A 25,840-nucleotide genomic window follows, 5' to 3' on the forward strand; every position below is an offset into this window, starting at 1 on the left:
TGGAACGAAGAAGCTCGTTTGCGGGTTCCCTCAGCTCATAGATTGCGAGGGAATGCATGGAAAACGAGCTGCGCGTTCTGACCTACAATGTGCATAGCTGCGTGGGGACGGACCGCAGGCTTGACCTATCTCGCATCGCGGAGGTCATCGCCAACACAGGTGCGCATATCGTGGCGCTTCAGGAACTGGATGTCGGTCGTCTCCGCACGGGCGGTGTCGATCAGGCCCGCCAGATCGCCAGCGAACTGCGAATGGACGCCCATTTTCACCCCGCATTGACGGTCGCGGAGGAGCGGTACGGCGACGCCATTCTTTCGGCCTTGCCTATGCGCCTTCTGAAGGCTGGCCCTCTGCCATCGGCTGGAGAAACCCGGGGTGCGCTGCTGGCCGAAATAGAGGTCTCGGGAAAGAAAACGATCGTCCTCAACACCCATCTTGGGCTGCGCGCCGGCGAGCGCATTGCCCAGGTCGCGACACTCCTTGGAGAGGATTGGCTCGGCAACGCCGATCTCGCGGCGAGCCCCATTATTGTCTGCGGCGACTTCAATGCCGTGCCGTCGTCAACGGCATACAAGATGCTGGCGCGACGTTTCACCGACGCAAGATCCGTCCTCGGCAAAAGACAACGTGCAACCTATCCGTCACGGATGCCGTTTTTGCGCATCGACCACGTCTTTGTGTCTGAAGGCATCAAGGTACGCGCCGTGGAGGTCGCGAACGGCGCCAACGAGCGGCGAGCGTCGGACCATCTGCCGCTTCTCGTCACGTTGGACGCAATAGGATGATGCCACGCGGCGCAAGACCTCCTGTTTGCTAGGATACCGACACCGGCTTCGATCTCAGGCGGCTTGCCGTCGCCGGATCCGCACGCCTGCAAAGCTGCGGCGGCAGTCCGCGCATGATCAGTTCGGCGTCGGCAACCGCCATCGATCCGAGAGCAAAGAAGGCATCGCGCGTGCCCCCCGTGCGGTGCGCCGACAGGAGGACATCAGGCATTGCCCGGACCGGGTCGTCGGCACTCACCGGTTCCACCGGAAAGACATCGGTCGCAACGCGGATATGCCCCGTTTCGGCCGCCTTTAGCATAGCGGGGAAATCGACGACCGCGGCGCGGCTCATAAGGAGAAACGCGGACCCCGGCTTCATCAGCTGGAACTCGCGCGCACCCAGGAAACCTTCGTTCTCCGTTGTCACGCTCGCAAAGACGAAGACCACCTGGCTCTCCGACAGAAGCTCGTCGAGCGTCGCCGGAATGCAATCGGCCGATCGGATGATCTCCGTTGGAAGCCACGGATCAAAGACGCGAACCGTGTTCCGAAACGGGCGAACGAGTTCACGCAGCTGACGACCGAGATCACCGAAGCCGATGATCCCGACGCTCGCACCGGAAAACCGAAACGTCTCCCGGTTGCCCGCCAGCCCATATTCTTCGATACCGGCCCGAAACTCCCGGTCCGCCTTGGTGATGCCGCGTGCGAGATCGAGCGCCATGCCGAGAGCCGCCTCGGCGACTGGCGATGCGAAGGCGGCGGCCGGCGTGATGACCCAAATCCCACGTTCGACGCAGGTTTGATAATCGATATTGGGGAGGAAATTGGACTCGACGTTGATGATCGCCTTGAGCTTTGCTGCCTTGGCAAGGCGCTCCTTCGGCATGTCGGTCTGTCCGAAAATCAGAACCGTCTCGGGCAGGAGTTCGTCGACCTGCTCGGCAGGCATCGGGCGATCCTCCCTGATCACGACGTCTCCCAGCCGTTCGAGCCTTTCGCGGACGTCGGGCGCCATGATCAGATCCAATGTGCGTGGCAACGGATCGACCAGAATAATACCGCGGCTCATGCTTCCTCCCTCGCGAGCTGACAGTTGCCGCGATTGTATCGACTGCGCTTCCGATTGAAAGCGTCTATCGTGAGGAAGCAAGGTGGTCCGGCGCCTGAAGCGCCGGACCACTGGACATTCAGGCCTTCACGAATGCCAGAAGATCCGGATTGATGACGTCGGCATGGGTCGTCAGCATGCCGTGCGGATAACCCTTGTAGATCTTCAGCGTGCCGTTCTTCAGCAGCTTGATGGAAAGCTCGGCGGAATCGGCGATCGGCACGATCTGGTCGTCGTCGCCGTGCATGACAAGCGTCGGCACCGTGATCGCCTTCAGATCATCCGTCTGATCGGTTTCGGAGAACGCCTTGATACCGTCATAGTGAGCCTTGGCCGAACCGATCATGCCCTGGCGCCACCAGTTTTGGATGACACCCGGATATACCTTCGCATCAGGCCGGTTGAAGCCGTAGAAGGGACCGGTCGGGACGTCGAGGAAGAACTGCGCGCGATTGTCGGCGAGCGCCTTGCGGAAGCCGTCGAAAACCTCGATCGGCAGGCCGCCGGGGTTGGATGCGGTCTTCAGCATCAGCGGCGGAACGGCACTGACGAGGACAGCCTTGGCGACGCGCCCCTGGGGCTGGCCGAATTTCGCAACGTAGCGGGCAACTTCGCCGCCACCCGTGGAATGGCCGATGTGGACAGCATTCTTGAGGTTCAGATGCTCGACGACGGCAGCGGCGTCGGCTGCATAATTGTCCATATCGTGACCATCCGACACCTGCGACGAGCGGCCGTGGCCGCGGCGGTCATGAGCGACGACGCGATAGCCGTTCTGAACGAAAAACAGCATCTGGGCATCCCAGTCGTCGGACGAGAGCGGCCAGCCGTGGTGGAACATGATGGGCTGGGCATCCTTCGGACCCCAATCCTTGTAGTAGATCTGCACGCCGTCTTTGGTCTGAACGAAATTCTGGGTCATTGGCGGTAGTCCTTCTTTCTTTGCGGAAGACGTTTTGGAAAGAGCGAGCGATGGCACTGCCATCGCTGCCGAAATCGTCGCTCCGGCCAGCAGCGCCTGCCTGCGGGAGACCATGATTTCGATGGGGTTCTGAGACATCCGGTTCCTCTTCATTTGGACCTCCACTTCATAGTCGGCGGAGAGAGGCCGCTCTTGTCGGATGTTCTCGCCGTTTGGACGAAGCGGAGGAGAAGTTCTCTTTGACGCGATGACGAACTTTCAGGGCTCGGCGCGCGCATGAATCTCGGCGACGTAACCGCCGGGAAACTCGACGATCGCGGCACGGCGACCATCGGAAACATAAGTGGGCACAAGGACAGCCGCGCCGGTCTGAACCGCCTTGTCGAGCGCCGTCGAAATGTCCTTCACCTCGTAGCCGGTTGTTTCATGGCCATATGGGAAAGGGAGGTGGCCATCGGTGACAAGCACGGTCATCTTGCCGAAAACGGATTCGATCCTGACGCGGCGGTAGTTGTCGGCGGGACGACCGACCTCGACACCGGCTGCCGTTTTCTCATCGGACACGACCTTGCCACCCGAGAACCGAATGAAGTCTCCTACGAAGGCCGATACGGCATCGGGCGAAACGTAAACCCGGTTCTCGGGCACGCTCTCGAAGGCTGGATAGTTCGGCTTCGCGGTATGCCAGTAGAGCTGCATATTGACGCCGCCCGGCCATTGAATAACGGCATCGCGTCCGATTGGATCAGGGAACGGCGAGACGAGGACATTCGCTCCCGCTTTCTTCGCCGCCGCAACGGCCAGATCGAGATCGTTGACCAGATAACCGGTCCGCTCCGCGCCAAAGGGCGCGGGGATCGGCGTCTTGAACCCGAAAAGAGAGACGGTACCAACAGGCGTTTGGAGCAGCTGCGAGCTCGTGCTGCTCGCCGTTGGCGTCACGGTTGCGACCACCTGTTTCGTGCTGGCGCCGCCGAAGGTCGCGAGAAAGCTGCTGGCAAAAGCATCCACCTTGTCGGGCGCGACATAGACGTGCGTCGTGTCGTATTGCGGGGCCACGCCGATCTGCGCCGCGGCGAACGCCTGCCCAGCCGAAAAGGCGAGTACGCCGGCGAGGATGATGGCTCTACATTGCATGGTACGGTCCCTTTGCATGGCAGCGGGGAAAAATCCCCTGGCGTCGATTTCGATCCGTGACGCCAGGATCATTTCGTTCGCCCGACGCATGAACGCGGCGATCATGTCGAGGGTGACGACCGCGTTCTTGCCGCTTAGTCCTGTGCCTTGAACATTGGGATCGTTTCGGCACCGCAGATAGCGCGATGGCCGATCAAAGATCTCGCCGTGTGGTTTCGAAAAGGAACCAGAGGCGTCTTTCGGTCTCGTCGATCCAGGTCTCGAGCACACTGGTGGTGGCGTGATCGCCATAGGACGATGTCAATTCGTGCAGCTGGCGCAGGATGGAAACCAGTTGCTTGTTGTCGTCCCGCAGTTCGGCCAGCATGTCGTCAGGCGTGACGAAATCGGCGTCGTTGTCGAGGATGCGCTGCTGGCGGGCGATGTGGCCGATCGAGCGCAGCGTCGTTCCGCCGATCTTGCGGGCTCGCTCGGCGATGTCGTCGGTCATCGCAAAAATCTGCGCGCCTTGCTCGTCGAGCAGCAGGTGATAGTCGCGAAAATGCCGGCCGGAAGCATGCCAGTGAAAGTTCTTCGTCTTCAGATAAAGTGCAAACACGTCCGCCAGCAGAGCGGTCAGGGCGGCCGCAATGTCGCGGGTCGCGTCCGCGCCAAGATCCGTCGGGGTTGCGAGCGCAGCTTTGCGCTGTCTGATTGCCGGGCGAGTATCCATTCTGGCTTCTCCTGGGTGCTGACCAACTTTCTGGCCGGTTGATACCAAGGAGAATAGAAGCGCTTCGCAGACGCCGAAATCAGCCGCGGGTTCAGGATGGGCCATACTTAGGTTCAGGTTGGCCATCGAAGCAGCGGATCGTCAGGCAGCACCGAGTAGATCCGATCGGATCGAGCGATCCACAGCGAGCGCGGCCGCAAGTGCATGTCCAACAGCGATCAGCACCGGCGCATCGTACCCGATCTCACCTATGCCGGTAGCAAGGTCGCTGAGTTCACCGGCCCACCGCCGTTCGCTGGATCGGCTGACTTCGCTGACGATGACTGCCGGCGTCGTGGGAGCAAGTCCGGCCTCGATCAGCCTGTCTGCGATGAGATGCGCCGTGCGTCCCGCCATGTAGAAGACGTTGGTGGCACGGTTGTCTGCCACGGACCGCCAATCGATGTCGGCAGGCAAGCCGCCGTGCCGCGAATGGCCGGTGACGAAGCGGACGGATTGCGCGTGATCGCGATGCGTCAGCGAGATCCCGAGACGTGAGGCCATGGCGCTTGCGGCGGTGATGCCGGGGATGACATCGACAGGAATGTTCTCTCGATCAAGGTGGGCGATCTCCTCGCCGGCACGACCGAAGATCATCGGGTCGCCGGACTTCAGGCGCACGACGTGTTTACCCGCCTTGGCGAGGTTCACCATCATGTCGTTGATTTCTTCCTGGCGGCAGCTCGTGCGGCCGCCACGTTTCCCAACCAGCATGCGCTTGGCTTCCCGCCGTGCGAGCTCCAGCACCTCGGATGAAACCAGGTCGTCGAAGAGGATCACATCGGCCGCCTGCAACGCACGGACAGCCTTCAACGTCAGCAATTCCGCATCGCCGGGTCCGGCGCCGACCAGCGTCACGCGACCTCGTGAAGAGTGGGCGGGCGCTTCCCGAAGCCTTTCGGCTTGCTCGAGAAGCAGCCCGCCGACGCTCTCCTCCGGCGTATCCGAACTTGAAAAGGCGCGATCGACGAATGTCTCCCAGAAGGCGCGGCGCAAGGGGCCGGGCGCCAGCCGTTCGTTGATCCGGTCTCGCAGCGACTGCGCCAGTCCCGCCCAGCCTTTGAGCGCCTGCGGCAGCAAGGTTTCGATCCGCCGGCGGATTGCCTGGGCGAGGATCGGAGCGGCACCATCCGTCGAGATCGAGACGACGACGGGAGAACGGTTGACGATGGAGCCGAACTGGAACTGGCAGAAGGCAGGCTTGTCGATGACGTTGACAGGCACGCCGGCACTGCGGGCGGCGTCGAAGAAGGCTTTCGCCTCCCCGTTTTCCTCACAGTCGGCGATGGCGATGGCCGCGCCGGCGAAGATCGTTTCATCCCATGCTTGGCTGTGGTGGATGAAACCGCCCTGAGGGTGCTCAGCGCCGCGCAGGATCAGCTTCTCGAAGGTGTCGGAAAGCGCGTCGGCATAGACATGGACTTCCGCGCCGCAGGCAGCGAGAAGCTCGGCCTTCCAGGCGGCGGCATCGGACCCGCCGGCGACGATCACACGCTTGGATTCAAGCGCCCAGAACACCGGCAGCTTGGCAAGTGGCTCCATGCGAGCCGGTGCTTCATTCCGCGGCTGCGGCAAGACATCCATCGATGATCCCCCTGATCTCGGCGCGGCAGGAGCCGCAGTTGGTTCCGGCATTCAGTTCCTTGCCGACAGCTTCGACGCTGTGGCAGCCGCCGCGCACGGCGGCGACGATCTGGTTGACGCCAACGCCGAAGCAGGAGCAGACGGTGGCGCCGGGATCGGGCTTGTCAGCGCCGGGGCGACCGGCGACGAGCGCGAAGCGCTTGCGCAGATTGGTATGTTCGGCGGTGAGCTGGGAGATCGCCCAGTTGCGGGCAACCGCCACAGGTTCGCGGGCCAGGAACAGCGCCGCGCGCAATCGCTTGCCGTCGAAGAAGGCGAGCCTCAGGTCGCCGGATTGCTGGTCGGCATAGCCGAGAGGCTCGACATTTTCGGGGATAGCGAAGGTGCTCCGGCACCAGGCGCACCAGTCCTCGATCGGTTGGTCGAAGGCGAGTTCCACACGCCAGCCGCCTTCAGCCTTTGCCAGCGCCCAATAGGCGGCATCGAGGTGGTCAGGCTTGGCTGCGGAAACGGCAAAGCCATAGCGGGCTGCCTTGAAGCGACGCGCCGCGACGGCGACATTCTTTGAAGCGGGTTGGCCGGAGATCGGATCGGTCAACGGCGCAACGACGGCATCGATGCGGGCCTTCGCGGCGAACTGATCGTTCCAGTGCATCGGCACGAAAATGCTGCCACGAGCCTGACGCTCCGTGATCAGGGCGCGAACCACTGCTTTGCCGTGCGGGCTTTCGATCTCGACGAGGGCGGCATTGCCGACGCCGATCTCGATCGCGTCGCGGGGATGGAGTTCGGCGAAAGGTTCGGCGATATGCGAGGAGAGCCGCGCACTTTTGCCAGTGCGCGTCATCGTGTGCCACTGGTCGCGGATGCGGCCGGTGTTCAGCGTGAAGGGATAGTCGGCATTGGTGCGATCGGAGGCGACCGGCTTGACCGCGATGAAACGTGCTTTGCCGTCGGCATGGTAGAAGCCGCCCTTGGCGAAGAAGCGGCTCACATCGGCTTCGTGGCCAACAGGCTGCGGCCACTGGAAAGGTGCTAGTTCGTCATAGGATCGACCGCCGATGCCGACATACGCGCCGATATCGAAGTCGCGATTGCCATTGTTCTCGAAGGCAGAAAGGGCGGCGTGCTCATCGAAGATCTCGGCATTGGAGCCGAAGTCGAAGGCTTCGGAAAAGCCCATGCGACGCGCCACTTCGGCCAACTGCCACCAGTCGGCCCGGGCTTCTCCTGGAGCATCGAGGAAGGAGCGCTGCCTGGAGATTCGGCGTTCCGAATTGGTGACCGTGCCGCTCTTTTCGCCCCAGCCGAGAGAAGGCAGCAGGACGTGAGCGTGCCGTGCCGTATCGGTGTTTTCAAGGACGTCGGAGACGACGACGAAGGGACAGGCCTTGATAGCGGCCTCGACGGCGTCGGCGTCCGGCATCGAAACCACCGGGTTCGTCGCCATGATCCAGAGCGCCTTGATCCGCCCGTCGGCGACCGCCCTGAACATATCGACGGCCTTCAGGCCCGGCTTTTCAGCAATGGTCGGCGCGGCCCAGAAGCGCTGGACGCGGTCGCGATCCTCAGCATTTTCGATCGCCATGTGGGCGGCCAACATGTTCGCAAGTCCGCCGACTTCACGCCCACCCATCGCATTCGGCTGGCCGGTGAGCGAGAAAGGCCCCATGCCCGGCCGGCCGATCCGACCGGTGGCGAGATGACAGTTGATGATGGCGTTGACCTTGTCGGTGCCCGACGAGGATTGATTGACGCCCTGGCTGTAGCAGGTGACCACCTTCTCGGTGGCAGCGAACAGACGGTAGAATTCGCGAAGCTGCATGGCCGGCAGGCCGGTCAGTTCTAGCACCTCGTTGAAGGAGACACCTGATGCCGCCGTGAAGGCCTCGGCAAAGCCGTTGGTATGCTCGGCAACGTAGTTCTGGTCGACGGCGTTGCTTGCGATGAGGTGTTCGAAGAGACCGACGAAAAGCGCAACATCGCTGTCCGGACGGATGGCCAGGTGCAGGTCGGCGATGTCAGATGTCATCGTGCGTCGCGGGTCGATGACGACAACCTTCATGCCGGGGCGGGCTGCTTTGGCAGCCGCCAGCCGCTGATAGATCACGGGATGGCACCACGCGAGGTTCGAGCCGGTGAGGATCACCAGATCGGCAAGCTCGATGTCTTCATAGGTGCCCGGCACAGTGTCCGATCCGAAGGCGCGGCGGTGACCGGCGACGGAGGACGACATGCAGAGGCGGGAGTTCGTGTCGATATTGGCAGAACCGATGAAACCCTTCATCAGCTTGTTGGCGAGGTAGTAGTCTTCGGTCAGTAGCTGACCGGAGACGTAGAAGGCAACGGAATCGGGGCCATGCTCGTTGATGGCATCCGAAAAGCGTTGTGCGATGAGGTCAAGCGCCTGTTCCCATTCGACCCGCTCCCCGGAAACTTCCGGATACAGGATGCGCCCGTCGAGATCGACGGTCTCGCCGAGCGCCGAGCCCTTCGAGCAGAGCCGCCCGAAGTTCGAGGGGTGGTCCGGGTCGCCCTTGACGGAAACCTTGCCGTCCTCTGCGACCTTGGCGATGACGCCGCAGCCGACACCGCAATAGGGACAGGTTGTCTTGACCTCTTTCTCCATCATTCAGCCGCCATCATCAGGCTTTCGAGGGCGATGTAGAGAGCACCGTTTTCGTTGCGCACCGCAATGGTCCTGACCTCACCTTCGTCGGCGCCGAGCGCCTTGCCGGTTTCGAGCGAGATCACCCAGTTGTGCAGCGGGCAGGTGACCGCCTTCGCATGGACGATACCCTGCGAGAGCGGACCGCCCTTATGCGGGCAGTGGTCCTCGATGGCGAAGACCTCGTTTTCCGCGGTGCGAAAGACGGCGACCTTGCCCTGGGGGGTCTTCACGCAGCGGGCGCCGCGTAGCGGAATGTCGGAGATGTCGCCGATCGAGATCCAGTTCATGTCCATCTATTCACTCCGCTGCCTGGGGAAAGCCGATCGTCGCCATCGGCTTGAACTCATGCTTGTCCTTGCCGGAGACGCGCTCCGACCAGGGATCGACCTGGGCAAACTTCTGGGAGAAGACGAAACGGTCGTAGTAGGCCTTGCGCTTGTCGGCATCGCCCATAATCTGGCGGCGGATTTCCTCGAGGCCGACGCGCTTCGCCCACTTGTAGATGCGCTCGAGATAGCGGGCCTGCTCGCGGTACATCTGCGTCAGCGCAACGATGTGCTCCAGCGCCTCGTCCTCGGTCCTGACGAGGCCGAGAACCTCCGTGCCCTTGATGTCGAGACCGGCAGCACCCGCGAAATGGATCTCGAAGCCGGAATCCACGCAGATGACGCCGATGTCCTTGCAGGTCGCTTCGGCGCAGTTGCGCGGGCAGCCGGAGACGGCGAGCTTCAGCTTGGCCGGCGTCCAGGAGCCCCACATGAATTTCTCGATGCGGATGCCGAGGCCGGTGGAATCCTGCGTTCCGAAGCGGCACCAATCGGAGCCGACGCAGGTCTTCACGGTGCGCAGCCCCTTTGCGTAGGCCTGTCCAGAGACGAAACCGGCCTTGCCGAGATCGGCCCAGACTGCCGGAAGATCTTCCTTCTCGATGCCGAGCAGGTCGATGCGCTGACCGCCCGTTACCTTCACCATCGGGATTTCGAACTTGTCGACGACATCGGCGATGGCGCGCAATTCGTTGGAGTTCGTCACGCCGCCCCACATGCGGGGAACCACCGAATAAGTGCCGTCCTTCTGGATGTTCGCATGGACGCGTTCGTTGATGTAGCGCGACTGGTAGTCGTCGGCATATTCGTCCGGCCAGTCGCAGACGAGGTAATAGTTGAGAGCCGGCCGACACTTGGCGCAACCGCACGACGTCTTCCACTCGAGTTCCTGCATCACGGCGGGGATCGTCTTCAGACCCTTGGCCTTGATCAGCCGGCGCACCTCGTCGTGGCCGAGCTCGGTGCAGGTGCACATCGGCGTGACGGCGGCGGGATTGTAGCTGTCGCCGAGCGTCAGCGTCATCAGCTTTTCAACGAGGCCGGTACAAGAGCCGCAGGACGCGGACGCCTTGGTGTGAGCACGCACGTCGTCCAGCGACGTCAAACCCTTGGATGTGATCGTCGAGGTGATCTTGCCCTTGCATACGCCGTTGCAGCCACAGATTTCCGCGTCATCCGGCAAGGCTGCAACGGCCGCCATAGGGTCCAGCGGCGACCCTCCCTGGTAGGCCTGACCAAAGATCAGCGTTTCGCGCATCTCCTTGATGTCGGTCTGTTTCTTCTTCAGATCGTTGAACCAGGCACCATCGGCGGTTTCGCCGTAGAGCACGGTGCCGATGATCCTGTTGTCCTTCAGCACGAGGCGCTTGTAGACGCCGGCCGAGGCGTCGCGCAGCACGATTTCCTCGCGGTCGTCGCCATCGGCGAAGTCGCCGAGCGAGAAGAGCTCGATGCCTGTGACCTTGAGCTTGGTCGGCGTGTCCGAATGCACGAAGGCGGCGGAACGGTCGCCCGACAGATGCGATGCGGCGACGCGGGCCATCTCGTAGAGCGGCGCGACAAGGCCGTAGACCATGCCGCCGACTTCGGCGCACTCGCCGAGCGCCATGATGCTGCCATCAGAGGTCTGCATCCCGTCATCGACGACGATGCCGCGGTTGACGGCAATGCCGGCGTCCTTGGCGAGCCCGACGCTCGGGCGGATGCCGACCGCCATCACGATCAGGGTTGCCGGAATGATGCGGCCATCGTCGAGTTCGATGCCCTCGACCTTGCCGTTGCCGATGATAGCCTTGGTGTTGGCCTTGGTGATCACCTTGATGCCGCGTTCTTCCACGGCCTTTTGAAGCAGGTAGCCGGCAGCTGGATCGAGCTGGCGCTCCATCAATGTCGGCATGACATGCAGGACAGTGACGTCCATGCCGCGAGAGGCAAGGCCGGCAGCCGCTTCGAGACCGAGCAGGCCGCCGCCGATGACGATCGCCTTCTCGCGTGACTGGGCGGCAAGCAGCATCGCCTGCACGTCATCGAGGTCGCGGTAGGTGATGACGCCGGGCAAATCCTTGCCGGGCACGGGGATGATGAAAGGCACGGAGCCGGTGGCGATCACCAGCTTGTCGTAGCTTTCCGTGACACCGTGGTCCGAGGTGACGGTCTTGGCCGCACGGTCGATCTTGACGATCTTGTGGCCCTTGTAGAGGGTGATGCCGTGCTTGATGTACCATCCATCGCCGTGGATGATGATCTCTTCGTAGTCCTTCTCGCCGGACAGAACAGGCGAGAGCATGATGCGGTCGTAGTTGACGCGCGGCTCGGCGTTGAAGATCGTGACCTGATATTGGTCCGGCGCTTTTTCGAATAGGTGCTCGAGCATACGCCCGGGCGCCATGCCGTTGCCGATGATGACAAGCTTCTCAGTCATGGTTTCAAGTTCCTCAGATCAGGTGGCGGCGACGGCTTGTGCGGAGAGGCCCTGGCGGTCGAGCCGCTTGACGGACAGGTGCATCCAAACCAGCGAGATGACGACGATCACAAAGAGCAGCATGAAACAGCTCGACCAGAGACCGGTCATATCCTTGAGCAGGCCGAAGGCGATCGGCAGGATGAAGCCGCCAAGGCCGCCCATCATGCCGACGATACCGCCGACCGCGCCGACGTTTTCAGGGTAGTAAGCGGGGATGTGCTTATAGACGGCAGCCTTGCCGAGGCTCATGACGAAGCCGAGGGCGAAGATGACGACGATGAAGACCATAGGCGTGATGCCGACTGCTGAGCTTGTGCCGGCCGCCGGAAGCGACAGGATAAGCGTTGCGACAGCGGCGACTGCCAACATCACATACATTACGCTGCGGGCGCCCTTCTTGTCGGAGACAACGCCACCGAAGGCGCGGAAGATGCTGCCGGGAATGGAATAAGCGGCAGCGACCATGCCGGCAGTTGCCAGATTGAAACCGTAGACACCGACCAGATAGCGGGGCAGCCACAGAGACAGGGCAACAAAGCCGCCGAAAGCGAAGAAATAGTAGAGCGAGAAACGCCAGACCTGGATGTTCTTCAGCGGCGCGAATTCCTGTGCGAGGCTCTTGGAGGCGATCTTGCCCTCGCGACGAAGGCGGAAGGCCGGATCATCCGTCGTGGTGAACCAGAAGACGATCGCCATCAGCGCCAGGCCGACAGCCCAAATCTGGGCAACAGCCTGCCAGCCCCAGGCGATGAGCACGAAGGGCGCCGCAAACTTGGTCACTGCGGCACCGACGTTGCCGGCGCCGAAGATGCCAAGCGCCGTTCCCTGCTTTTGCGCCGGGAAGAACGGCGAGACATAGGCGACGCCGACCGCGAAGGAACCGCCGGCAAGGCCAACGCCGAGGCCGGCGATCAGCATCTGCGTGTAGGTCTGGGCATAGGAGAGCAGGAAGGTCGCCAAGGCAGCGGCCAGCATGGTGAGCGTGTAGACTAGGCGACCGCCATACCGGCCGGTCCAGATGCCAAGGACGATACGGACAAGCGAACCGGTCAGAACGGGCGTGCCGATCAGCAATCCGAACTCGGCCTCGTTCAGGCCGAGATCCTGTTTGATGCGGATGCCGATGATCGCAAAGATCGTCCAGACGGCGAAACAGAGGGTGAAGGCAATCGTGGACATCCACAATGCTTTGGCTGGTTCGCCGGCGGACATGGACTGCGTGTTCCTGATAACAGACATGGCTTCTCCGGGGCCCGACAAGGTCGTGCCGATCCATCGCTGGGGGTTAAAAACAAAAAGCCGCTGGTCAGGGCACGCATGCACGATAGTGCGCGGGTTACCTGATCAGCGGCTTTGCTGGGGGGCGCCCTTCGTTGGACGCCGAATTCGTGGCCTCGTGGCCCGCTATTTACAAAGCAAGGGCCGTGCCAGTTTTATTAAGTGATTGTTTTTATGATGTTTTTCAAAATTATGCGGCGGCTGCGGAACGGCGACCACTCGATGAAATGCAGAATTTCATCCAAAATTTGTGCAATGCGCAAGAAATGAGCACGCGCACTAGCGCCGCTTTTGACCCGCGATATAAGCATCCACCTGATCAGGATCGAAAAGACTGCCGTCGAAGAAGCCGTCCGGTCCAAGTGTCAGCGCACCCGTGGAACCAACGGGCGTCTCGCTGCGCAAAGCGCCTTCCACCTTGGAATTCGCCGATGGCAGCGCGACATTCAGCGATTTCAGGGCCTCGCGATAGAGATCCGGACGGTAGGTGCTGCCAGCAATCTGCTGGTGATCCCGTGTGTGCTCGATATGTCCCCACCGAACCATTTGGGTATAGAACCAGAGAGCGTGGCTCCGCCACGGGAAGGTCGCGGCCTTTGCATTCGGAACAAAGAAGTCCTTGATCTCCGCCGTTGCCCCCTCGCCGATGTGAAGTACACCGCTGAGCGCCGGTCGCAGCCAGTCGGTCGGGCGATTTATGTATGTCGAGCGGGACAGCATTTCGACCAGTTCGTCATGGTTGGAGCGATCGCCGCACCATAGAGACGCAAGATAAAGCGCGCGCAGCAGAGCGGACAGCGCTTCGGGATGCCTCTCGCTCCATTTTCTGTTCACCCCGAGGACCTTTTCAGGGCTCGACCGCCAGATCGAAGCTTTCACCGTCACCAGATGCGCATCACGTTCAAGGACACCGAACGTGTTCCAGGGCTCGCCAGCGCAGTAACCATCGATCAGCCCTGCACGAAGGGCATCGCCCATATCAGGCGGCGGCAGAACGAGTATCTCGATATCATGATCGGGATCGATGCCGCTGGCCGAAAGCCAGTATCGCAGCTCATAGTTATGTCCGGAGTAAGGGTGGACGACGCCGAAGCGAAGCTTTGGACCTTTGCCGACAATAACTTGCCGCAAGGCGGCGCCGTTCGTCCGCGCGTCGAGGTCGTCTTTGGCGCCACATGCCGCCATCATTTGCCAGAGAGCCTGCGAAACAGTAACCGCGTTGCCCCCGAGCCCGAGCGCCATCGGCACGACCATCTCCTGCGCCGGTGCAGTAAGGCCGAGATTGCAGGCGATCGGCATCGGCGCCAGGATATGGGCGACTTCGAAATGGCCGACCGCCAACCTGTCGCGGATCGAAGCCCAGGAACGCTCACGCGCCAGCGTCAGGTTGATGTCCTGGCTTTCGGCAAAACCCTTTTCCTTCGCCACAACCAGAAGCGCGCTGTCGAGCAGCGGCACGAAGCCCGCGGTGATCTCGTGGCTCTTCGTCATGCATCGCCCCCTGGATCGAGCAGGCTCGCCGCAGTGATCAGGCTTTGAGCGATCTCAACAATCTTTCTGTTCTGGTTCATGGCCGTGCGCCTGAGGAGCGCATAGGCTTCCGCCTCAGAGATACCGCGCGTCCGCATCAGCATGCCTTTGGCACGATCGATGAGCTTTCTGTTCTCCAGTTCGCCGCGCGTCTCTTCCAGTTCCCGCGTCAGTCGCGAAAACGCGTTGAACCGGCTTATCGCCATCTTGAGGATCGGCCGAACCCGCTCCTGCTTCAGACCGTCGACGATATAGGCAGACACGCCGGCGTCCACTGCCGCTTCGATCGAGGCTTCGTCGGACTTGTCGACGAACATGGCGATCGGGCGCCGCACGGCTCGGGACAACTGAAAGAAGCTCTCGAGCATGTCACGGTTTGGATTTTCAAGGTCGATGACGATGACATCAGGGTTGATATCGGCAATGCGCCTGGCGAGACCGAACATATCCTCGACGATCGTCACCTTGTCGTAGCCCGCTTCGCGCAGCCCTTCCTCGATGATCGACGCACGAATGCGGTTCTCGTCGATGACCAGGACATTGAGACTGCTTGGCTTCATGAGAGCAGCGCCAGTGGTTGCGAACGACGTGAGCCCTGTGGACAGCGGCTCGGCTCGATTTCGCACATGCGGGATAGCAGCACCGAAATCAAGCGATATCTTGCGGCGGCCATGCAAAGCGCTCGTTCGCCGATCGGAAGGGCATGTATTGGGCAGCGGTCACAATCCGGTGAGGACTTTGACAATCACCTGCGCATATGAGCAATTGTTGCAATGCAAAATCGGCTCCCAGCATCGACAAAAACTGTATCCGCGACAGGCAGCCCTGCCTTCCCCGCACAGGCCAAGGTGGACGGATTTGGCTGCCAGTTGGCGAAACTTGATGACGATATGCGATTCGTCAGCGGCAATATTTCATTCCACCGCAAGAGGTCAGCGGACCCGTACTTCGGTCAAGTGGCGACGGAAGCCAGCGATCGAGGCTTTCTGATCGGCCTGTCGCTCAAGGGACGACACAGGCGGCGAATCTTTCACTCCTCGAACCGATCGAGTCTCCACGACTTCGAGGAAAGTTCGATCTACGTCCGCAACTTCGCTGACGACTACAAGGCCGATCTCGACGGCCAGTTCGGTTTCGCGCTCATGGAGATTTCCGGTGCCGGGCTCGAGGAAATGGCCGGCGGAGCCGATCTGCCCGCGATTTCGGAGCTCTGTGGCGAGACCGCCCACCGCGATGCGATGCTGGGGGGCATGCTGAATGCCATCTTCTCGGTCGCCGATAGCAAGAACTCGTCCAACTCGCTTGTGGTCGACCAGTTGGCCGCTGCAATTGGAGTGCATGTGATACACGTCTACGGCAAGGCACGGTGCGCGCATGACACGGGGATGCGCCGACGATTGTCGACGCTCGAGGAGAACCGATCGAAGGAGCTGCTCGCAAGCCGCGTGAACGGCGTCGTTGCGCTCGACGAGCTCGCCGAAGCCTGCGGCCTTTCCCGCGTCGCCTTTATCCGCGCCTTTCGCGAGACGACCGGCCTCACGCCGCACGGATGGCTGACCCGCCAGAGAATCGAGCTCGCATGCTCGTTGCTGCAGGGCTCCAAGCTGCCGCTTTCGACGATCGCCGCGACCGCGGGCCTCGGCGACCTCTCGCATTTTACGCGGACATTCGCGAAGGCGACGGGCGCGGCCCCCGGCGCCTGGCGGCGTTCCAAGCAGAGCTGATCTCAATCACCTTCCGGCGTTGCGACCTGCGCGACAAAGGCGAAGGCTGCCAGCAACGGGGGAAGGACGAAACACCAGCTCGGCGAGACGATGTAGGCCGCGGCGGCAAGACCGCAACCGAGCGCGAAGGCTGCGACGCTGATGCTCATACGCAGCACGCGAGCGCGGGCGGCGGCAGTGTTCTCGCCATGCACGCCGGCGATCATTTCGCCAAGGTCGATCATGATCTGCGTCGTCGTTCCGGTCATCAGCGTTGACGGTGGCGACTTGGTAAGATGGACGCGATGCAAGGCATTTTGCGTCGCCATCGCGGCAATCAGCATCAGCCCCATCAGGAGCGTGGCAACACCGTTCGGATCGGTGAACGGTCCGTGGTGAACAGCAAACGCACCGGCGGCAATGAGCAATACCAGCTTGATCGCCAGGAGCGGCCTCAGGACCGGAAGCTGGCGCCGATGAAGGCACACCCCGACAATACGGATCAGCAAGACGATCAGGCAGAAGAACGGCAAAGCGAGCAGCTTCGGCAGGGCGCCCGCATTGCCTGTTGCAACGGTCGCCCCGAGGGTCACGAAGTTACCCGTCACATGCGCTGTGAACAGCCCCTGCAACGCGAGAAAGCCGGCGGTGTCGACATAGCCGCCATTGAAGCTAAGGACGATCGGCAGCGGGATATTTTTCATGGTGTATTGCTCCTGGCAGGTGCCGGATAGATGGTGGCGAGGATCGCCAGCGATTGCCACATCAACGCTTACGAGCGGGCGGGCTTTTTGAGAAGATCGTGCCACGCGACCAGCAGGAACGCGCCAGCAAGCCCAAGATGCTCGAAGAACCCATTCATCGCCATCGCACGCTCCATCCCGACAGGCAGTTCCCAGAATCGGAGAGCGATGAACGTCGCAAGCAGCGTGAAGATTACCAGGGCGCTTGCCGCGGCCCAGCGTAGAAAACCGGATATGACGAGCGCCGAGGCAACCAGTTCAAAGAGGATCACGCCAACCGCCATCAAGGGCGCGGGCGACAAGCCGAAATGGTTCATTTCGGCGATGGCGGCAGGAAAATCGGTAATTTTCACGATCGGCCCCTGGATATAGGCCGAGCACAGCAGCAGCAAGCCAAGGAAGGGAACCAGCTTCAGGCGGCGCGAGGCAGAACGCTCGGAAGCGCCGTATGAAACGTCTTGCATATTCACCTCATAGGAAGGGCCGGGTCTTGGTGCGATCCCGAACGAACCGCCCCTTGCGGCGGATTATGAGGAAAGTGCTGTTCCGGCTCTTGTCGGTTAGGAGCGTGGATTTAACATTTCGATCGTCGTGACACGCCGCAGCGCACGGGAATTTTATGGAGGCGCGTTCCCGGAGCGTGTGTCGATGCGGTTATAGCGGCGCCAGTTGCCGGGCGGCTCGCCGGCAATCTCGGAAAAAACGCGTGTCAGATGGCTCTGATCCGAAAAGCCGCAGATATTGGCGACCTCTGCGATCGAGGCCCCCGAGATCAACAGGTCCTTTGCCTGAGCAACGCGATACTCGGTCAGCCATCGATAAGGCGTCCTGCCGAACGTCTCCTTGAACGCCTTGATGAAATAGCTTCTCGACAGATTGCATGCCTGCGCAAGCTCTGTGACGGAGAGTTGTGCGCCAAGATGTGCCGAGAGGAATTCCGTCGCGCGCTTTTCCTGCCAGGGGGCAAGGGCACCCTTCCTGCGGATCGGAATATGCACGCCGCCGTAGGCCTGGCCGAGATGGGTCAGAATGGCGAGGCTGATCTGTTCGAGAAAAAGCGGGCTGGAAAGCCTGGGCTGTTCCAGCGCCGGGATGAGCGCTTGCGCCAAGCCCAGAATCACCTCGTCCCGCGTTCTCAATTTGCACTCGAGATCGGTGAACTGCGGACGACCGACACCAGCCGCGAAATCCCGAATCGCCGACATCTGAATGGAAAACTGCAGGCAATCGAAAGCCGACAAATGCTCCAACCGCCATTGCTCCCTGCGATCGGCGATTATCAACTCGCCCCGCGCCCAGGCGCCGTCGTGCACGAGGCTCTCGCCATGCCGCAACCGAAGGCTTTTGACGTCCTTGAGATGCATGATGACATCGAACACTTCCGCACGGTTCACGACCGGCAAGGAGGACGGCTCGCTCCCTTCGCCGTTGAACCGCGTGATCGTCATCGCCGCGACGTTCAGAGTCGCGCATTGTGCGACGTTCTTCCGGGCAGCCTTTGTTGTCTCTTTAAACACGCGCGCTTCCGAACGATCCCCAATCAGCCATCACTATAACGGCCCCTTGGTAAAAAGGCACCCGATTTTTGAAGATAGTACGCTTGACGGATCAGTTCAGCCAGGCTGAGCGCCACGTCGCGGGCGTCACGCCGGTTTGGCGAGAGAAAACCTTGGTAAAATGGCTCTGGTCGCTAAACCCGCAATCGTCGGATATCGCTCGCAAAGGCATGGCGCGCTGTTGAAGCAGTTCCTTGGCGCGATCGATCCGCATCCGCGTCAGCCACTGGTGCGGAGTAAAGCCGGTCGCCCTTCGAAATTCCTGCGAGAAATGATTAACCGAAAGCCCGACGGCCGCGGCGATCGTCGGCACGGAAAGCTCCTTGCCGAGATTATCAAGCATGAACTCCTTGGCAGCCTTTTCCTGCCCCACGGAGAGAGAACTGTCGGCAACACCGTTTCTCAGTGTCTCGTCGCTGTAGTCGTGGAGAAGGTGAGCGCAGACGGCCGCCGCCAGGTGCTGCAGCAGCGCCGGGGGCGACATGGTCGCATTTTCGAACAGCGGCAACAGCGCCACCGCAAGATTGCCGAGAACCGAGTCCGGCTCCCCTCGCCTGCAGCGCAGCCGATGCAACTTCGTCGATGTCGAAATGTCAGCGACTTCGTCGAAGAGCGAGCGCGGCAAGACAAAAGCCAGAGCGTGCAGATTGCTGTGCAAAGTGATGGCGGTTGGATTGCGAAGATCAACCAGACAGATCGATCCCTTCTCGTAGAGACGCACGGGCGCGCGCGAACCATCCGACCTCATATCGGAATGCCAGGCGTCATCCAGATACAGCATCAGAAAATAGGCATCCGAGGCGGGCAACTCAACGTCAACCGCTTCCTGGCCGCCAAGCTCTCTCCTGATTTTCGTCACGGAGAATGATGCGGACCTTATCGGAATTGTGGTCAGGCATGGCGCTTCGGGTGTTCCGAAGTAGAGCCCAACACAATCAAAATCCTCACCAAGTAAACTCAAGGCACCCTTCCCAACAGCGCCCGAACCCGCGTCGGGGTCAACGCCATACAGGGGGTAAAATAGTACAACCGGCAAGATCAGGCAACGGAGGTCACCACTGAAGTTTGCTGCGGGTCGGGTATGCAGAAGCAAAGCGAAAGGCCCTCTGCGGCCGGCCGATTAAAACGCGATCCCGCGCAAGGCGCCAGATTGCCGATGTGCGGGTCAGTGCCGTACCGTCGTCATATCGTCACCGTTACGGTCAGGCGAGCCTGCATCCCGGCCTCGTAGTGGCCCTTGATATGGCAGAGCAGGAGATATGACCCCGGAGCAAGCTTTGCCTTCAACTGGCCACCCGCCCCGGTTTCAGATCGGATAAAACTGAACGACGCCGAAGACGCTCGGGCCACTCGCGCAACATGCAAGCAGCTCAACAAGTTGACCGATCGCACCTGGCTCAGAACGACAGGTCGAGAGCCCTGCCCTCGAAAAGGCGCCCCTGCGAGCCCTCAAGGTGTGCCTTCATCAAGGCGCGCGCCTCGTCGGCATGTCCCTCGGCGATCGCGCGATAGATCTTGTTGTGCTCTTCGTAGACCTCTTCGAGGCCCTGGCGCGGACCGAGCAGCGATAGTCCGTGCAGATGCATGCCGACCGCTATGTGAGCCTTCAGGGCATCGATCGAGGCCGTATAGTAATGGTTGTTGGCAGCCTCCGTCACGGCGCGATGAAACATGAAGTCGGCATCGGTGCGGTGAAGCTGATGGCTGGTCGCCTCGCGAAGATCGGCGAGTGCGGCGGCAATCTTCTGGATCGCGGCCTCGTCGCGACGCTTCGCAGCGAAATAGGCGGCTGCCGGCTCGATCGTCAGACGAAACTCGTAGCAGCGCTGGATATCCGCGATGGTCTTGACCGGGGAATAGGAGAGCTGCGTCGTCGGCGAACCGTGAGCGCTGACAAAGGTACCTGCTCCCTGGCGGGCATAGACGATACCCTGATCACGCAAACGCGCCAGCGCATCGCGCACGATCGGACGCGATACACCGAGCATCGACGCAAGCTCGTGCTCGCCGGGAAGACGCGAATCCGGTGGATAGTTTCCAGAGCGGATGCGCTCCTGCAACTGATCAAATACCCGATCGACCAGTTTCACGGCCTTGCCGCGCTCCGGCTTGGCTGCCGGGGCCGACTGGGCTTTCGCCGATACACCGCTTGCTTCGTCCACCTTCATTCTCCCCGCCGGCATTGTCTATGCCGCCTGATTCTGCGCAATCAGTTTTAGCAAACTATCAGAATTCCCGAAGCCCCCGGACTTCACTGCGCAGCGAAGACCAAGACCATCGGCCGTCGTCACATCGAACCACGGTATCCCCGCCTCGACCTCGCCCTTCGGCCTGAGGACACGAATCCCCAATTCGCGAAATACCGCCAGGGCGGTATCGCCACCGCCAACCATCAACATTTCGGGGCGCGCAGCTTCCACGACTGATTTTACGCCTTTCGCGAACCGCTCGGCAACATCAGTCGCCTCAGCCGTCATCTCCCCCGTGCAACGGAGAAGAGCCGGCAGGTCGGGCCGGATGTCCAACGGCAGCGTGCCCATGGGTGCATCGACCGAGACGGCCAAGGCGCCTGAAGCCTCAAGCTTCGCCATCTGCGCTGCCGTGATGGGATCGCGAGAGCCGAAGGCAAACACCGTACGGGAAGACGCCGCAATCGCTTTTCCCACCCGATCAGGCCCACCAATCTTGCGTGCAAGCGCAAGACCTATCCCACGGGCGCCGACGGCAAGATTTCTGGTCCAGTCAAACTCGCTCACCACGCCATCGAGATCGAGATCGGTTTCAGCGTCACGCACACGAACCGGCCGATCATGCCCATCAAAGAGATCGGCGATCGGCAAAGGCGCATCAACGCCGCGACCGACCACGCAACCGTTACGGGTCAAGCGCTCCTGATCCGGAATGGCTGGCGCCACCACGATCGCTTCATGGCCGAAAATGGAGGCCAGCGCCACGCTTTCGGCCGCCACATTGCCTTTGAGGCGAGAATCTATCTTTTTCAGCACGATGCGAGGCGAGGCGGCAAGAAAGGCCTTCGCCGCAGCGCTGACCCTCCTTGCCGCTTCCTCCTCCGGGAGAGCCCTCGAGGCCGTGTTGACGACAACAACATCGCAACCGCTCGCAAGCGCGTCGGCAATTGCATCGACCTCGATCGCGACAGCCACGGACAATCCGGCGTCGACGAACGGTGTTCCCGTGTCGAGCGCACCGGTCAGATCGTCAGCGATGACCGCGACCTGAAGCGTCATGCGTTTGTTCCCGTGTCGACCGCATGGCATGCGACGAGGTGGCCGGGCTTGGCCTCTTTCCATTCCGGGATGACCTTGCTGCAGACGTCCATCGCGATCGGACAACGCGTATGGAAGCGGCAGCCCGCAGGCGGATTGAGCGGGCTGGGCACATCGCCTTGAAGGATTTGGCGCTTGCGCGTGCGCTCCAGCTCCGGATCGGTTTCGGGAACGGCCGACAGCAGCGCCCTGGTGTAGGGATGCAGCGGATTGTCGAACAGTTCCTCGCGGGTCGCAAGCTCAGCAAGCCGGCCGAGATACATGACGCCCACGCGCGTACTGATATGGCGCACGACGGCGAGGTCGTGGGCAATGAAGAGATAGGTTAATCCGTATTTTTCCTGCAGGTCGAGCAGCAGGTTGATGATCTGCGCCTGAATGGAAACGTCGAGCGCTGAGATCGCCTCGTCACAGACGATGAACTTCGGCTGACAGGCCAGCGCCCGGGCAATGACCACGCGCTGCCGCTGGCCGCCGGAAAGCTCGTGCGGATAACGCTGCGCGAAGCGCGTCGGCAGGCCGACGTCGGTGAGCAACGCCGCGACACGGTCCTTCAACTCGGCCTTGGTGCAGAGCTTGTGGAAGAGGATCGGTTCGCCGACCGCCTCGCCGATCGTCATGCGTGGATTGAGCGTCGAGTACGGATCCTGGAAAACGATCTGCAGATCACGACGGAACGGCCGCATCTGCTTTTCATCCAGCGTCGCCAGATCCTGGCCCTTGTAGACGACCTTGCCCGATGTCGCTTTGTAGAGGTTCAGGATTGTGAAGCCGGTTGTCGACTTGCCGCAGCCGGATTCACCGACGAGGGAGAGCGTCTCGCCTTCCATGATATCGAGGTTGACGTTGTCGAGCGCATAAACCGTCGCCTGACGCTCGCCGAAGGCGCCGAGCCTGACGTGGAAGTGCTTGACCAGGTTTTCCACCTTGAGAAGCGGTTGTGCACCCATCACGCAGCCTCCTGCATTTTCTGGACAACAAAACAGGCGGCCCGATGATTTCCGGCGCCGGCAATCGGCTCGAGCTTTGGCACGCGCTCGTGACACACCGGCTCGGCCAACGGACAGCGTGGCGCAAACGGGCAGCCCTTTGGTCGGCGACCGGGTTCCGGTGGCGTGCCGCCAATCGAAGAGAGCCGGCTTGCCGGTGCATCGGAGAGCTTGGGAATGGAGGCAAGAAGACCGCGCGTGTAGGGATGGCTCGGGCGAGCGTAGAGTTCGTCTACCGGCGCATCCTCGACCACGGTTCCGGCATAAAGTACCGCGACGCGATCGACGAGACCGGCGATCAGCGCTAGGTCGTGCGTGATCCAGACGACGGACATGCCAAGCTTGGCACGCAGATCCTTCACCAGATCGACGATCTGTGCCTGGATGGTGACGTCGAGCGCCGTGGTCGGTTCGTCGGCGATCAGGAGCTTCGGATTGCAGGCCAAGCCGATCGCGATCATCACGCGCTGGCGCATGCCGCCGGAGAGTTCGTGTGGGTAGGCTTGCAGCCGTTCTTCCGGGCCGGGAATGCCGACGAGGCGCAGCAGTTCGACGGCGCGCGTGCGCGCCTCGGCCTTCTTCATGCCGCGGTGATAGATCAGCGGCTCGCAGATCTGGTCGCCGATGCGCATGACGGGGTTCAGCGATGTCATCGGATCCTGGAAGACGAAGCCGATATCGCCACCGCGCACCTTGCGCAGTTCCCTGTTCGACATCTTCTGCAGATCGTTGCCGTCGAAGCTCGCGGTGCCTTTCGTGACCTTGATCTTGTTCGGCAGCAACCGCATCAGGCTCAACATCGTCAAGCTCTTGCCGCAGCCGGATTCACCGACGACACCGAGCGTCTCGCCCTTGTTGACGTAGAGGTCGATCCCATCGACGACAACGGCAGGTCCATTGCGCCCATCGATTTCGACCGTCAGGCCGCGAACGTCGAGCAGTCGTTCATTGGATTTGGTCGTGTTCATCACTTGCTGCCCCGCGGATTGAGTGCGTCGTTGAGGCCATCGCCGAGGAAGCTGAAGGCGACCGAGGCAAGGCCGAGGACGGCGGCCGGAGCGGCCAGCAGGTGCGGATAGTGCTGCCAGACACGCAGGCCGTCGGAGATCATGTTGCCCCAGCTGGGCGTTGGCGGATTGACGCCGACGCCAAGGAAGCTGAAGGCGCTTTCAAGCACCATAGCCGTGCCGAGACCGGCGCTGACCGAGACGATCAGCGGACCAAGTGCGTTCGGAACAACGTAGCGCTTCATGATGATCCAGTTCGACAGACCGAGGGCCTGTGCGGCGGTGATATAGGGACGGCTGCGGATCGACAGGACCTGGGCGCGAACGAGGCGCGCATAGGGCGGCCAGGAGATCAACGCCATCGAGCCGAAGACCAGCATGAAGTCCACCCATACGGTCTGGCGGTAGAAGGGATTGAGGGTCGCCAGATACTGCGCTTCCATCCACTTGGCGATCGGCGCCTTCAGCGATGCGTTGATGACGACGACGAGAAGCAAGTTCGGGACAGACATGGTCATGTCGGTCAGCCACATGATGACGCGATCGAACGGGTTACCGAAGAAGCCGGCAATGGCGCCGAGCAAGGTTCCGATGAAGACCGCGATGACGGTGACGACGACTGCCACCAGGAAAGCCGTGCGGGTGCCGAACACGACGCGGCTGAAGACATCGCGGCCGAGATCATCGGTGCCGAAGAGATGCGTCAGCGACGGGACGGCGTTGCGGGCCTGCAGGTCCTGGCTCAGATAGTCATAGGGCGTCAGATAAGGGCCGAAGATCGCGGCGAAGGCCAGAATGAGCACGACTGCGAGACCGAAGACCGCAAGCTTGTTGCGCTTCAGACGATACCAGGCGTCGCGCCACAAGCTAACGGGTGCCTCTTCCTGAGAGCCGACGGGAGAGAGAGGGATGGCGGACATGATCAGCGGCTCCTTCTTGCATCGTTGGCGCGCGGATCAAGCAGCGGATAAAGCACATCGACCAAGAGGTTCGAGGCCATCACCAGGAACGAACCGATCAGCGTGATTGCGAGAATGACGGGATAGTCCGAATTGGTCAGCGCCTGCACCGTCAGGCGTCCGAGGCCGGGCAGACCGAAAACGAGCTCGACGAAGATCGCGCCATTGACGATGGTGATCATGATCAGGCCGAGCTGGGTGACAACAGGCGTCAGCACAGGGCGCAGGATGTGGCGGAACGCCACGATGATCTCGGGCACGCCCTTGGCGCGGGCGGTGCGGACGAAATCCTCCGACAGCACCTCGATGACGGCGGCGCGCGTCTGTCGCACGATCAGCGCGATCGGCTGGAAGGAGAGGACGATCAGCGGCAGCAGGATGCGGACATCGAAGACGCCGCCCCAGCCATAAGGCACCTTGATCATCGGCATCAGCACGATCAGGCCGACCATAAGAAGCGGGCCGGCGACATAGGCCGGGATCGCCCAGAGGAACAGTGCCGAGCCGAGGATGGTGTAGTCGAGGCGGCTGTTCTGGTTCATCGCGGCGATCATGCCGAGCGGAATGGCAATGACCGTCGTGAGAATGATGGAACAGAGCGCCAGCTTGAAGGAAACCGGGGCAGCGGCCGAGACCATGGCCCAGACCGAGCGACCCGACGTCAGCGAATTGCCGAACTGTCCATGCAGGAGGTTCCAGATGTAAAGGCCGAACTGCTCGATGAAGGGCCTGTTCAGGCCGGCACTTTCACGGATGGCTTCGATGCGCTGCGGATTATAGGCGACATCGCCCGGTGCACGCAGAAAGATAAGCTTGATCGGATCGCCGGCGCCGTAGAAAGCCAGCGCGTAAACCGCCAGCATCACGATCAGAACGGACGGGATCCAGATGGCAAACCGGGTCAGCACGTAGCGGAACAAGGTCACCTCCCACCAGTTGGCAGACATGCGTCGGCGGCAACGCGCGGATGCGATGTCTTCTTGAAACTTGCGCGAAGGCCTTGCGGTCTTCGCGCGGTTGCTAAGTTGCCCAAAATCCAATTGCGGACGGGCTAT

The 25,840-nt window shown here is 61.5% G+C and carries 23 protein-coding genes and 1 pseudogene; 2 read left to right on the plus strand and 22 right to left on the minus strand.

Annotated elements, in window-relative coordinates; translation table 11 throughout:
- Positions 1–56 precede the first annotated feature (56 nt).
- A complete protein-coding gene (locus ASE04_RS21160; RefSeq protein WP_056821603.1) occupies positions 57–785 on the plus strand; it encodes an endonuclease/exonuclease/phosphatase family protein in 729 nt (242 codons plus the stop codon).
- 28 nt (positions 786–813) lie between these two features.
- Here ASE04_RS21160 and ASE04_RS21165 read toward each other — a convergent pair whose 3' ends face one another.
- The 11 genes from ASE04_RS21165 to ASE04_RS21215 form a co-directional block, all read right to left on the minus strand.
- Positions 814–1,839: a hydroxyacid dehydrogenase gene (locus tag ASE04_RS21165; RefSeq protein ID WP_056821604.1), complete on the minus strand. Its 1,026-nt coding sequence runs from the start codon at positions 1,837–1,839 to the stop codon at positions 814–816.
- Positions 1,840–1,957: 118 nt separating this feature from the next.
- Positions 1,958–2,938 carry an alpha/beta fold hydrolase gene (locus tag ASE04_RS21170; RefSeq protein ID WP_056821606.1) on the minus strand — a complete coding sequence of 327 codons (981 nt, stop codon included), beginning with the start codon at positions 2,936–2,938 and terminating at the stop codon, positions 1,958–1,960.
- Between the two features lie 120 nt (positions 2,939–3,058).
- On the minus strand, positions 3,059–3,937 hold the full coding sequence (locus ASE04_RS21175) for a glyoxalase (protein ID WP_156408856.1): 879 nt from the start codon (positions 3,935–3,937) through the stop codon (positions 3,059–3,061).
- A gap of 193 nt (positions 3,938–4,130) precedes the next feature.
- Positions 4,131–4,649, minus strand: coding sequence for a Dps family protein (locus ASE04_RS21180; protein WP_056821608.1), 519 nt, complete (start codon positions 4,647–4,649; stop codon positions 4,131–4,133).
- Positions 4,650–4,790: 141 nt separating this feature from the next.
- The gene (cysG, locus tag ASE04_RS21185) at positions 4,791–6,272 is read right to left on the minus strand and encodes a siroheme synthase CysG (protein ID WP_056821610.1); all 1,482 of its coding nucleotides are present in this window, start codon (positions 6,270–6,272) and stop codon (positions 4,791–4,793) included.
- Positions 6,244–8,901 carry a nitrate reductase gene (locus ASE04_RS21190; RefSeq protein WP_056821612.1) on the minus strand — a complete coding sequence of 886 codons (2,658 nt, stop codon included), beginning with the start codon at positions 8,899–8,901 and terminating at the stop codon, positions 6,244–6,246. Before ASE04_RS21190 ends, cysG begins: the two co-directional genes overlap by 29 nt.
- A complete protein-coding gene (gene nirD / locus ASE04_RS21195; RefSeq protein WP_016554895.1) occupies positions 8,901–9,236 on the minus strand; it encodes a nitrite reductase small subunit NirD in 336 nt (111 codons plus the stop codon). Before nirD ends, ASE04_RS21190 begins: the two co-directional genes overlap by 1 nt.
- 4 nt (positions 9,237–9,240) lie before the next feature.
- Complete coding sequence (gene nirB / locus ASE04_RS21200; protein ID WP_056821614.1) at positions 9,241–11,691, minus strand: nitrite reductase large subunit NirB; 2,451 nt, start codon at positions 11,689–11,691, stop codon at positions 9,241–9,243.
- An 18-nt stretch (positions 11,692–11,709) separates the two neighbouring features.
- Positions 11,710–12,972, minus strand: coding sequence for an MFS transporter (locus ASE04_RS21205; RefSeq protein ID WP_056821615.1), 1,263 nt, complete (start codon positions 12,970–12,972; stop codon positions 11,710–11,712).
- A gap of 318 nt (positions 12,973–13,290) precedes the next feature.
- Positions 13,291–14,502, minus strand: coding sequence for a CmpA/NrtA family ABC transporter substrate-binding protein (locus ASE04_RS21210; protein ID WP_056821617.1), 1,212 nt, complete (start codon positions 14,500–14,502; stop codon positions 13,291–13,293).
- Complete coding sequence (locus tag ASE04_RS21215; protein WP_056822637.1) at positions 14,499–15,101, minus strand: ANTAR domain-containing response regulator; 603 nt, start codon at positions 15,099–15,101, stop codon at positions 14,499–14,501. Before ASE04_RS21215 ends, ASE04_RS21210 begins: the two co-directional genes overlap by 4 nt.
- A gap of 330 nt (positions 15,102–15,431) precedes the next feature.
- On the opposite strand from ASE04_RS21215, the gene ASE04_RS21220 reads away from it, so the two are divergent.
- Complete coding sequence (locus tag ASE04_RS21220) at positions 15,432–16,265, plus strand: helix-turn-helix domain-containing protein (RefSeq protein WP_244490467.1); 834 nt, start codon at positions 15,432–15,434, stop codon at positions 16,263–16,265.
- 2 nt (positions 16,266–16,267) lie between these two features.
- On the opposite strand, the gene ASE04_RS21225 is transcribed toward ASE04_RS21220, so the two are convergent.
- From ASE04_RS21225 to ASE04_RS21270, 11 genes and pseudogenes are all read right to left on the minus strand, one after another.
- The gene (locus ASE04_RS21225) at positions 16,268–16,948 is read right to left on the minus strand and encodes a YoaK family protein (protein WP_056821619.1); all 681 of its coding nucleotides are present in this window, start codon (positions 16,946–16,948) and stop codon (positions 16,268–16,270) included.
- Between the two features lie 68 nt (positions 16,949–17,016).
- The gene (locus ASE04_RS21230; RefSeq protein WP_082597424.1) at positions 17,017–17,451 is read right to left on the minus strand and encodes a DoxX family protein; all 435 of its coding nucleotides are present in this window, start codon (positions 17,449–17,451) and stop codon (positions 17,017–17,019) included.
- A gap of 153 nt (positions 17,452–17,604) precedes the next feature.
- Positions 17,605–18,504 (minus strand): helix-turn-helix domain-containing protein, encoded by a 900-nt coding sequence (locus ASE04_RS21235; RefSeq protein WP_056821621.1) that lies wholly within the window; start codon positions 18,502–18,504, stop codon positions 17,605–17,607.
- Between the two features lie 91 nt (positions 18,505–18,595).
- Complete coding sequence (locus ASE04_RS21240; protein ID WP_244490468.1) at positions 18,596–19,402, minus strand: helix-turn-helix domain-containing protein; 807 nt, start codon at positions 19,400–19,402, stop codon at positions 18,596–18,598.
- A gap of 323 nt (positions 19,403–19,725) precedes the next feature.
- A pseudogene (locus ASE04_RS30810) lies at positions 19,726–19,862 on the minus strand (sulfocyanin-like copper-binding protein); the annotation flags it as partial.
- Between the two features lie 78 nt (positions 19,863–19,940).
- Positions 19,941–20,711: a FadR/GntR family transcriptional regulator gene (locus tag ASE04_RS21245; RefSeq protein ID WP_056821624.1), complete on the minus strand. Its 771-nt coding sequence runs from the start codon at positions 20,709–20,711 to the stop codon at positions 19,941–19,943.
- An 18-nt stretch (positions 20,712–20,729) separates the two neighbouring features.
- On the minus strand, positions 20,730–21,791 hold the full coding sequence (locus ASE04_RS21250) for a four-carbon acid sugar kinase family protein (protein WP_056821626.1): 1,062 nt from the start codon (positions 21,789–21,791) through the stop codon (positions 20,730–20,732).
- Complete coding sequence (locus ASE04_RS21255) at positions 21,788–22,780, minus strand: ABC transporter ATP-binding protein (RefSeq protein WP_056821627.1); 993 nt, start codon at positions 22,778–22,780, stop codon at positions 21,788–21,790. Before ASE04_RS21255 ends, ASE04_RS21250 begins: the two co-directional genes overlap by 4 nt.
- Entirely contained in the window at positions 22,780–23,787 is a 1,008-nt protein-coding gene (locus tag ASE04_RS21260; protein ID WP_056821630.1) for an ABC transporter ATP-binding protein, read from the minus strand. Before ASE04_RS21260 ends, ASE04_RS21255 begins: the two co-directional genes overlap by 1 nt.
- Positions 23,787–24,746 carry an ABC transporter permease gene (locus ASE04_RS21265; protein ID WP_056821632.1) on the minus strand — a complete coding sequence of 320 codons (960 nt, stop codon included), beginning with the start codon at positions 24,744–24,746 and terminating at the stop codon, positions 23,787–23,789. Before ASE04_RS21265 ends, ASE04_RS21260 begins: the two co-directional genes overlap by 1 nt.
- A gap of 2 nt (positions 24,747–24,748) precedes the next feature.
- Complete coding sequence (locus ASE04_RS21270) at positions 24,749–25,705, minus strand: ABC transporter permease (RefSeq protein WP_056821635.1); 957 nt, start codon at positions 25,703–25,705, stop codon at positions 24,749–24,751.
- Between the last annotated feature and the right edge of the window lie 135 nt (positions 25,706–25,840).

The organism is Rhizobium sp. Root708, assembly GCF_001429725.1.
Classification (GTDB): domain Bacteria; phylum Pseudomonadota; class Alphaproteobacteria; order Rhizobiales; family Rhizobiaceae; genus Rhizobium.